Source organism: Acinetobacter sp. YH01022, from assembly GCF_013420235.1.
In the GTDB taxonomy this organism is placed as follows: domain Bacteria; phylum Pseudomonadota; class Gammaproteobacteria; order Pseudomonadales; family Moraxellaceae; genus Acinetobacter.
In genome coordinates, this window is sequence record NZ_VOYP01000066.1 from 1 (window position 1) to 10,280 (window position 10,280).

The 10,280-nt window shown below is 42.4% G+C and carries 7 protein-coding genes; 3 read left to right on the forward strand and 4 right to left on the reverse strand.

The genetic code is table 11. The features are described 5' to 3' along the window. Nucleotides 1-448: 448 nt before the first annotated feature. The 3 genes from pgsA to uvrC form a co-directional block, all read right to left on the reverse strand. Entirely contained in the window at nucleotides 449-1,036 is a 588-nt protein-coding gene (pgsA, locus tag FTT87_RS14800; RefSeq protein ID WP_086196466.1) for a CDP-diacylglycerol--glycerol-3-phosphate 3-phosphatidyltransferase, read from the reverse strand. 108 nt (nucleotides 1,037-1,144) lie between these two features. Beyond that, the gene (locus FTT87_RS14805) at nucleotides 1,145-1,939 is read right to left on the reverse strand and encodes an acyl-CoA thioesterase II (protein WP_180081453.1); all 795 of its coding nucleotides are present in this window, start codon (nucleotides 1,937-1,939) and stop codon (nucleotides 1,145-1,147) included. Nucleotides 1,940-2,048: 109 nt separating this feature from the next. Beyond that, nucleotides 2,049-3,848, reverse strand: a complete 1,800-nt coding sequence (gene uvrC, locus FTT87_RS14810) for an excinuclease ABC subunit UvrC (protein WP_180081451.1) — start codon at nucleotides 3,846-3,848, stop codon at nucleotides 2,049-2,051. A gap of 189 nt (nucleotides 3,849-4,037) precedes the next feature. Here uvrC and FTT87_RS14815 point away from each other — a divergent pair, with 189 nt between their 5' ends. The 3 genes from FTT87_RS14815 (at nucleotide 4,038) to fadA (ending at nucleotide 8,865) form a co-directional block, all read left to right on the forward strand. Next, nucleotides 4,038-5,087 (forward strand): AAA family ATPase, encoded by a 1,050-nt coding sequence (locus FTT87_RS14815; RefSeq protein WP_180081449.1) that lies wholly within the window; start codon nucleotides 4,038-4,040, stop codon nucleotides 5,085-5,087. 439 nt (nucleotides 5,088-5,526) lie between these two features. After that, complete coding sequence (fadB, locus tag FTT87_RS14820) at nucleotides 5,527-7,680, forward strand: fatty acid oxidation complex subunit alpha FadB (RefSeq protein WP_180175046.1); 2,154 nt, start codon at nucleotides 5,527-5,529, stop codon at nucleotides 7,678-7,680. Nucleotides 7,681-7,692: 12 nt separating this feature from the next. After that, the gene (gene fadA / locus FTT87_RS14825) at nucleotides 7,693-8,865 is read left to right on the forward strand and encodes an acetyl-CoA C-acyltransferase FadA (RefSeq protein WP_166170684.1); all 1,173 of its coding nucleotides are present in this window, start codon (nucleotides 7,693-7,695) and stop codon (nucleotides 8,863-8,865) included. 52 nt (nucleotides 8,866-8,917) lie between these two features. Here fadA and FTT87_RS14830 read toward each other — a convergent pair whose 3' ends face one another. Beyond that, a complete protein-coding gene (locus FTT87_RS14830; RefSeq protein ID WP_180175047.1) occupies nucleotides 8,918-10,180 on the reverse strand; it encodes a hypothetical protein in 1,263 nt (420 codons plus the stop codon). Nucleotides 10,181-10,280: the final 100 nt, after the last annotated feature.

A 10,280-nucleotide genomic window follows, 5' to 3' on the forward strand; every position in this document is an offset into this window, starting at 1 on the left:
GAAAGTTGGGTGTATTTCTTCATTGTGTGCTTTCCAATTGCGAGTTGAAAAAGTCCAATGATTCTACGAATACACCTAACTTTTTCAACTAACTACAAATGTGTCGCACTTGGGATTTGAATCTGCGTAATTTAAAAAATTCTACTTATTCCATAAACCTTTTAAACATTTAGAAATAACTGTAATTCAAAACTACATTTCTCAATAAAACGATACATTACAATACAATAACCTACATGATTTGGCAGTTGTCCTCCCCTATACTTGGTCTCAAGTAGATGGTTAAACATCTTATAACAACTATAAATATCCCCGATTTCAATCCTAGATTTCCCCCAAAATCTAGGATTTTTTTTATTTGCTATTTTTAATCCTTATCTTTGCCCGAAAGGCTTATAGAAATAAAAAAACGCCCCCTTTAGGACGTTTTTTATTTTTAAAGCTAAACTTAGGGCTGTTTTAAATAGGGCCATGCAGCCTTTAAATAAATAAACATCGACCATAACGTCAGCACTACAGCAGTGTAAAGCAATGCATAAGCCAGCATTTCAAATGGTTGCCAATTCAGTAAAAATACTGAAATCGCAATCATCTGGAAAGCGGTTTTATATTTACCTACAGTCGAGACAGCCACGCTGGTACGTGCCCCAAGCTCTGCCATCCACTCGCGTAAGGCAGAAACCGTAATTTCACGTGAAATAATGACAATGGCAGCAAAAGCCATAGAAATGGTGGGTTGCCATTGCACCAGAACAATCAATGCAGCCGCAACCATCAGCTTATCCGCTACAGGGTCCAAAAAACGGCCGAATGCAGAAGTTTGATTGAGTGAGCGGGCCAAATAGCCATCGAACCAGTCCGTGACAGCAGCAATGACAAAAATGGCTGTTAAAATAACGTGACGAGTCATATTTGTATCATGACCAGAAACACCCACTGCAGGGGGCCAATAAGCCACCAGCAAGAAAACAGGTATTAAAGCAATACGCGCCAAAGTCAAGATATTTGGAATATTCAGGATGCGACCTGTAGTCATAGACACCGCCAATTTTTCCCCTTTATGTACAATGAAAAACCACACATATTTTGAGGATTGATTCATCGTTAGTGAGAGTCACTTTATACGAATTGCTATAAAGTGTCACTAGGCAAACACGGTAACTGTCTGTCTGGAAATCGCAATCAATCTGTTTGCTGCATCCCAAAGATGCGCATACTCGGTCGAATAACCTTCAGCAGCATAATCGGTAAATACTTTATATTTAAACCAATCATGCAGATGACTGTTTAAAGGGTGCACATAGGTCACATGCCAGGTCAGCGAACTGGCCGGTGCAAATGTGTTAAACATCGGTAAGACACCAGGTGGCCACATATCGAAAGCCACCATCAAGTCGGCGATGCTCATTTCCCGATTGTCATGCCGATCCGGATTAAAACGCATCCAGCCACTAAAATCAGGTTTCACACTGCCAGTGCATGGATACTGTCCATCTACCCAGACCAGATCCATCTGTCCAAAACATTCCGGCGCTAAAGGATGATGCTCCGCAATGTTTAATTGCTCAGGCATAAGAAATTCAGGTGCAAGTCGTTCCTGTTGCACGGAAATAGTCGACTGGCGATGCGTGCCAAAACTGGCAATCAAAATACTTTGCACAGCATCGTCCTGCCAGAGCCGCACTTCAACCGTGGTCACGGACTTGCCTTGACGTAAAATTTCAGCACTCAATCGAACTGGTGCCAGCTGGACTGGACCAACAAAGGTCACACTGGTACTTAACAGCTGTTTTTCTGCATCTGCAACCGCGAGTAAGGCTTTGTGCATCATCATCCCGGCCACCAGTCCACCATAAATGGTGCGCCCCTGTAACCAGCCTTGCGGAATATCGACCCATTCGTCCTGTCCGATCGCAGTGAATAATTGGCGCAGTGACATCCTTCGTCCTTTGGATTTTTTAATTGGCTCTATCTTTCACTTATTTTGGACTGTTGTGAATGATCAATGACTGCTGCGTCAGTGAGCATTTTGGCCAATCTGCCTGAATTTATTCATGTAACACCTTATAGATGGTTCTGGCCATGACATCACCCAGCCCGGGCACCAGCTTCAAGTCATTTTCCGATGCTTTCAGTACCCCCTGTATACCGCCAAAATGGGTGAGCAAGTCACGGCGGCGTTTCGGCCCCAGTCCGGGAATCACTTCCAGTACCGATGAGCCACGTTTCTTGTCGCGTTTGGCCCGATGTTTGGTAATGGCAAAACGGTGTGCTTCATCGCGTACCTGTTGAATCAGATGCAGTGCTTTATGGTCTTCTGGCAACTGGATTTTTGTACCATCAGTGAAATGCAAGGTTTCCAGACCGGGTTTACGCCCTTCTCCTTTGGATACCCCGACCATAAAAGCATCCAGTCCCAACTCCTGCATCACTTCCATCGCCATATGCAACTGACCTTTACCGCCGTCAATCAGCAGTAAATCCGGCAACATGGCTTTTTTATAACGGCGGGTCAGTGCCTGACGCATGGCCGCATAGTCATCACCGCCGGTAATATCATCAATGGCAAATTGACGATAATCGCGTTTACGCGCACCGCCCGAATCAAACACCACACAGGAAGCAATGGTGGCTTCGCCCATGGTATGTGAGATATCAAAACATTCAATCCGGTCAATCGGACGTCCCACCACCTGTTCCAGCTGATGGAAACGTTCATTCAGTTCAAAATGATTGGCCAGCTGGCCTTTAATGGCGTGCTGCACATTCATATTGGCCAGTTCCAGCCATTCGGCCCGGGTTTCCCGAACATTGTGCTTGATCTGTATTTTCTTGCCGAATTCCTGTTGCAGTGCCTGTTCCAACTCTTTGCGGTCCGGAAGCTCGACATTAACAATCAGCTCGGCAGGAACTTCATCGGCCACCTGAAAATAGAAGTTCGCCATGAAGTCCGACAACATTTGCCCCAGATCATCACCCAGCATATCCGGGAAATAGCTTTTACCCCCCAGCATTTTACCATTGCGCACATGCATGATCTGCACACAGGTCACTCCGGCATGATAGGCAATCGCCAGAATATCGGCTTCACCTTTGAGTTTATAAATCGCCTGTTGCGATTGCACATCACGCAGCAAGGCCATGCGATCACGATAAAATACAGCTTTTTCAAATTCGAGCTTTTCAGCGGCTTCTTCCATTTTCTGAATCAGCTCCTGATTCAATTCTTTGGTATCACCCTGTAAAAAGCGCATCGAGTTGTCTACATCATTTTTATATTCTTCAGGGCTAATTAAACCGACACAGGGCGCGCTACAGCGTTTAATCTGATACTGCAAACACGGACGTTTACGCTGGGAAAAATAGCTGTTTTCACACTGCCGTACATTAAACAGTTTTTGCAGCACCACCAAGGTATCCCGGGCATTATAGGCACTCGGATACGGTCCAAAAAACTTGCCGAGCTGATGTTTGCCCTTGCCGCGACCGGCCGCAATACGTGGATAAGGCTTGTCACTGGAAACAAAAATATAGACATAGGATTTGTCATCGCGCAGCATGATGTTATACGGCGGACGATGCAACTTGATCAGGTTCTGTTCCAGCAATAAAGCTTCGGTTTCCGAGCGAACTACCAGCGTTTCAATATCATAAATACGCGCCACCAAAGCCTGTGTTTTCGGATGCTCGATGGTTTTAACGAAATAACTCGACACACGGTTTTTCAGATTTTTGGCCTTGCCGACATACAGCAGTTCGCCATCCTGACCCAACATACGGTACACGCCCGGTAAAGTGGTCATATGGGCCAGAATCTTTTCAATATGTTCTCGTGCGCTTTCGTTCACATTCAGCCTGATTTAAATTGCATAAACTTTGCTACATGATGTGATGGTTTTCATGCCATTTTCAAGCGAATCGCCTGTTTTTATCATGATCATACAAAGTTCCAGCAATCACCTGATTGCTAAAAGCTATAAGTAAATTGCGCTTATTTTGCTATGCTCAGGCCATCTGAACAATTTGGATCAAACTGAATGACGACTCCCAATCACGCCATGCATATCGTCAAACCCGACACTGCAACGCATAGCACATCTGAAAAAGATAAACTGATTGGCAAGCCACGTTTTCATTTTGAACCGCTTGAAGTCATGCAGCTGTTGCAGCAGCGCATTATTGGTCAGGATGCCGCCCTGAATGAAATTGAAAAAATGCTGCATGTGGTCAAAGCCGATTTTTCCAGTCCCGAGCGTCCCTTGTCCGTGACCTTGATGCTCGGCCCGACCGGTGTCGGTAAAACTGAAACGGTACGCCTGATTGCCGAAGCGATTTACGGCCGTCCTGATGCTTTTTGCCGCATCGATATGAACACTCTGGCACAGGAACATTATGCCGCAGCCATTACTGGTGCACCTCCGGGATATGTCGGCTCCAAAGAAGGTCATAGCCTGTTTGATGAAACCGCCATTGCAGGCAGTCATACCCGCCCGGGGATTGTGCTATTTGATGAGCTGGAGAAAGCCTCCACAGAAGTCATTCGCGGTTTAATGAATGTGCTGGATACTGGCAAGCTGAACCTCACTTCCGGCACCAAAACCATCGACTTTCGTAATTGCATGATCTTTATGACCAGTAATGTCGGGGCACAGGCAGCACAGCAATATCTGGATAAACTGAATTTCTTACCGAAAAAAATGCAGAATCTATGTCTGAAAAAAATACCGACCCAAACCATTATTGAAAAAGTGATGTTTAAGAAATTCGATCCAGAATTTCTCAACCGCATTGATCGCACTTTACATTACCAAGCGGTACAGGATGATGCCCTACCGAAACTGGTGGACATTGAACTGCAAAAACTGAATCAGCGCCTGCAGCATCAAAAACGTCAGGTGGTTTTGACCGAAGCCGCCAAAGCACACTTTTATAAAGATCATGATATCCGTTTTGGTGCACGCCATTTGGCCCGCAAAATGCGCACTGAACTGGAACCGATTCTGGCGGTGTATTTTTTAAATTATCCGGAAAAAACACAGCTCACTTTAAGCTATGCAGATGGGCAATTGATCATTCAGCCCGAATAATCCTTGTTATCCTCATGCTTGTAGTCAAATACTCAAACAGGTATTTGACTACAAATATGTCACTTTTACTTCAGTTTCAAGCTCCCTCCGCTGCACTGAAAATTGGGATCGATTGACTATTTTGACCAAAACAAGGCCATAAAAAACTTGAAATAGCACACTTGTACCCGCTATAAATAAGCACGACATTATTAGAAAACCTTAATCTAAACAAAAAGTTCATTACATTTTTAATAGCTACAGTAAAAATAGGGTTGCCAAGCCTCAGGATTTGTTGAAAAAAATTGATGACCCTAGCGTCACGGCTTGATACAACTTGTTATGTTCTTTTTGGATATAGTTATCGTAAGATTGGCGAAGCATAAATGTACGCAGGAAAAAAGGCGTACATGCTTCACAACATCAACTTAGAAGTCCTCCAAAATAAAGGAGATCAGGCATGATCCACGCTGGCAATGCCATTACCGTCCAAATGCTTTCGGACGGAATTGCAGAATTCCGCTTTGACTTACAAGGTGAGTCGGTCAACAAATTTAACCGTGCAACAATTGAAGATTTTAAAGCTGCCATTGAAGCTGTAAAAGCAGATAGTACGATTAAAGGTTTAGTTGTTACTTCGGGTAAATCTACATTTATCGTTGGCGCAGACATCACTGAATTTGGTGAAAACTTCGCTCAAGGCGAACAAGCGATTGTGGATTGGGCTTTGCCTGTTCACGACATCTTCAATGCATTTGAAGATCTAGAGATTCCTAAAGTTGCTGCAATCAATGGTATGGCATTGGGTGGCGGCTTTGAAATGTGCCTGGTATGTGACTACCGTGTCATGTCAGAAGCAGCGCAAGTCGGCCTTCCAGAAATCAAACTGGGCATCTACCCTGGTTTCGGTGGTACTGTTCGTTTAAGCCGTGTTATTGGTATCGACAATGCGGTTGAATGGATGGCAATGGCTGCGCCTAAAAAACCTGCTGCTGCACTTAAAGACGGTGCTGTAGATGCGGTTGTGGCTGCGGATAAACTTACTGACGCTGCGATTGACTTGGTTAAACAAGCACTTGCTGGCCGTGTAGACTGGAAAGCAAAACGCCAAGAAAAATTAGACCCTATTAAATTAAACCCGCTTGAACAAATGATGGCGTTCAATACGGCGAAAGGTGCGGTACTTGCGAAAGCAAACCCTGCGCAATACCCTGCGCCTAAACTTCTTCTTGATTCTTTACAGGCAGGTGCAAGCCTTCCACGTAACGAAGCATTAAAAGTAGAAGCTGAAGGTTTTGCTAAAGCTGCGGTAACTCCACAAGCTGGCGCGTTGATCGGTTTATTCATCAACGACCAAGTGGTGAAGAAAACTTCTAAGAAATATGAAAAAGGTGCTCATCCTGTAAACCAGGCAGCTGTACTTGGCGCGGGTATTATGGGTGGTGGTATTGCTTACCAGGCGGCAAGCAAAGGCACACCAATCATCATGAAAGACATTGGTAATCCACAGCTTGCACTGGGTATGAAAGAAGCGAATGGCTTGTTAACAAAACAAGTTGAACGCAAGAAAATGAAACCTGCGCAAATGGGTGAAACCCTTGCTCGCATCCGCCCGACTTTAAGCTACGAAGAATTTAAAGAAGTGGATATCGTGATTGAAGCGGTAACAGAAAACCCTAAAGTGAAGGGTATTGTACTGGCTGAAACCGAGAAGAACGTTCGTGAAAACACGATCATTGCATCAAATACCTCTACGATTTCAATCACCCGTCTGGCTGAAAACCTGCAACGTCCTGAAAACTTCGTCGGTATGCACTTCTTTAACCCGGTGCATATGATGCCACTGGTAGAAGTCATCCGTGGTGAGAAAACATCTGCTGAAGCAATCGCAACTACTGTGGTTCTTGCTCAGAAAATGGGTAAAACACCTATCGTGGTAAATGACTGCCCGGGCTTCCTTGTGAACCGTGTATTGTTCCCTTACTTCGGTGCGTTCGACCTTCTTCTTAAAGATGGTGCAGACTTCCAGCAAATCGATAAAGTGATGGAAAAATTCGGCTGGCCAATGGGCCCTGCTTACCTGATGGACGTTGTCGGTATCGACACAGGCGTTCACGGTGCAGAAGTAATGGCTGAAGGCTTCCCTGACCGTATGAAACCGGACTTCAAAGGTTCGATTCAAACCATGTATGAAGCAAAACGTTTGGGTCAAAAGAACGACGTTGGTTTCTACAAATATGAATTAGACCGTAAAGGCAAAAAAGCCAAAGTGGTTGATCCAACTGCATATGAGCTGGTTGCTTCTGTTGCGACAAGCGACAAACGTGAATTTGATGCTCAAGAAATCATTGACCGTATGATGCTGACTTTCTGTAACGAAACTGTTCGTTGCCTGGAAGACAACATCGTTGCAACTGCTTCTGAAGCAGATATGGCGATGATCATGGGTGTAGGTTTCCCTCCATTCCGCGGTGGTCCATGCCGTTACATCGACCAAACAGGTGTTGCTGAATACGTTGCACTTTGCGACAAATACGCTCACTTAGGTAAGGCTTATGAGGCGCCACAAATGTTGCGCGACATGGCTGCTAACAACAAAAAATTCTACGGTTAAGGAGCAACGTGAATGGCTACTTTAAATCCGCGTGACGTTGTCATCGTTGATGGTGTACGTTCAGCAATGGGTAAATCCAAAAACGGTATGTTCCGCAATGTCCGTGCTGACAGCTTATCTGCTGAATTGGTTCGTGCTTTGGTTGCCCGTAACCAGTTTGATGTCAACGAAGTTGAAGACCTGATCTGGGGCTGTGTCAACCAGACGCTTGAACAAGGTATGAACATTGCCCGTAACATTGGTTTATTGGCTGACTTGCCTAAAACTGTTGCAGGTCAAACGATTAACCGTCTTTGTGGTTCTTCAATGCAGGCAATCCATGCTGCTGCGGCGCAAATTGCAACCAACCAGGGTGATATCTTCATCATTGGTGGTGTAGAGCACATGGGTCACGTTGGCATGATGCACGGTATCGACATCAACCCGGAAGCGTCTAAGCACTATGCAAAAGCATCTAACATGATGGGCTTAACCGCTGAAATGTTGGGTCGCATGAACGGCATTACTCGTGAAGAACAGGATGCGTTTGGTGTTGAATCTCACCGCCGCGCTTGGGCTGCAACGCAAGAAGGTCGTTTCAAAAACGAAATTATTGGTGTTGAAGGTCACGACCAGAACGGTTTCAAAATCCTGTGCGACATCGACGAAGTGATTCGTCCAGATGCTAACCTTGAAGCATTCCAGGCTTTACGTCCAGCATTTGATCCGAAAGGCGGTACAGTGACTGCGGCGACCTCTTCAGCGTTGTCTGATGGTGCTTCTGCAATGTTATTGATGTCTGCTGAACGTGCTCAAGCATTAGGTCTTAAGCCACGTGCTGTGATTCGCTCTATGGCAGTTGCAGGCTGTGATGCAGCAATCATGGGTTACGGTCCTGTTCCTGCTACGCAAAAAGCGCTTAAACGTGCGGGCTTGTCGATTGCTGACATTCAAACAATTGAATTAAACGAAGCGTTTGCTGCTCAAGGTTTGTCAGTTCTTAAAGGCTTAGGCATTTATGACCAGCAAGATCGTGTGAACTTGAACGGTGGTGCAATCGCTCTTGGTCACCCATTGGGTTGTTCTGGTGCGCGTATCACAACAACATTGTTGAACGTGATGGAACAACAAGATACGCAAATCGGTCTTGCGACCATGTGTATTGGTCTTGGTCAAGGTATCGCAACCATTATCGAACGTGTTTAATATTTAATTAAATATTGAGATAACAAGAACCCCGCTTATTGCGGGGTTTCTTTTATTCATCAATAAATTTTATATTTTCATCAATTTCATTTTGAGTTTTCCATATTTCTGTATTTTTCATTACTGCTTCAATTTCAATATTTAATTTTTTGTATATTTTCAAAATTTTTTCCATTGATAAATCTAGTAAAAGCAGTTTTCGATTCAATAAAAAATTAATAAAATCTTTAAGATCAGCACGAACTAATTTATTCTTATAAATATAAAATGGTAACAAAATTCTATTTTCATGATTCTGCTCTGATAATCTAAGATCATAAAATTCTTTATCGAAGTCCCCCTCAATATTACTTAAATTTATGTATAAATAAAAATAACATTCACTAAATAGATGAAATTTTGGCTTAAACGCACTTATGATAGATTGTTCAAAATCCAAATTATTACCCCAAGGCTTAATCTCAGAAAAAGAATACTGTTCAACTAAAATTTCTTCGATTTTAAATAAAGGTTGTATGCAAATTTGTCCCATACTTTTTTCACCATCAAATATAGAATAAATTAAAAATCCTTTATTTGATAAATATTTTTTTAACAAATCCTGAAGACAATCATTTCTATTATAAATATCGATATAATTCACATCACTCTTTAATAGATTCAAACCTTTTCCTTGAAGAAATAAGATCCTATTTAAATCAAAATCTATTCCAAACAATTCTCTAATATCCTCATCAAGAAAAATTTCTTTAAAATTAATTTTTCCTATGAAATATTCAAATAGTCTTAGATAAAGTCCACCCTTTAGCATTTTTGATAATTCTAAAAAATTATTTTCATAAACATTTTTTAATATATTGAAAAATTTAACGTAAATCTCATGAACAAAATCAGACTTCCAACTATCTCTATTAATATTCAAAACTTCTTTAGCATTAATACCATAAAAATCAAATTCAAAAGAAAAGAAGTTAAACAAATCATTATCATACACACTGATATAATTATCACGAGTGGAAGCTATCTGGCCTTTAAACAGCAACTGAACCACATCATTAAAAGTGTGACTTCGATTATATTCCTTTATATCGAGAATATTTATTTTGAAAAAAATATTATATTCATTACACCATATTCTTTCTTTGCTAAAATCAAAGTTTTTTTCCAGATAACTTAAACCTCTCCTGTAAAAATACTTTTGATAATTTGAAAATTTGGTAAAATCTTCATCCAGATCAGTCTCTATCTTTATATTCACTATAGAAGATGAAGCTATTTTTAATAATTTCTTAAGTTGACAAAAACAACTAAACATGCGAAAAGACATTTTTGGTTAAACGATGTTTGCACATGCCACGGATTGTTACCGTCCCACTCAGCTTAGAACAGCGTGCACAACTAATTCTCCTGACCAA

What these genes read in the sequence shown, in the direction of transcription:
- pgsA (WP_086196466.1), bottom strand. Translation starts at nt 1,036, where the DNA reads ATGACTACAGGTCGCATCCTGAATATTCCAAATATCTTGACTTTGGCG.
- FTT87_RS14805 (WP_180081453.1), bottom strand. Translation starts at nt 1,939, where the DNA reads ATGTCACTGCGCCAATTATTCACTGCGATCGGACAGGACGAATGGGTC.
- FTT87_RS14815 (WP_180081449.1), top strand. Translation starts at nt 4,038, where the DNA reads ATGACGACTCCCAATCACGCCATGCATATCGTCAAACCCGACACTGCA.
- fadB (WP_180175046.1), top strand. Translation starts at nt 5,527, where the DNA reads ATGATCCACGCTGGCAATGCCATTACCGTCCAAATGCTTTCGGACGGA.
- fadA (WP_166170684.1), top strand. Translation starts at nt 7,693, where the DNA reads ATGGCTACTTTAAATCCGCGTGACGTTGTCATCGTTGATGGTGTACGT.
- FTT87_RS14830 (WP_180175047.1), bottom strand. Translation starts at nt 10,180, where the DNA reads ATGTTTAGTTGTTTTTGTCAACTTAAGAAATTATTAAAAATAGCTTCA.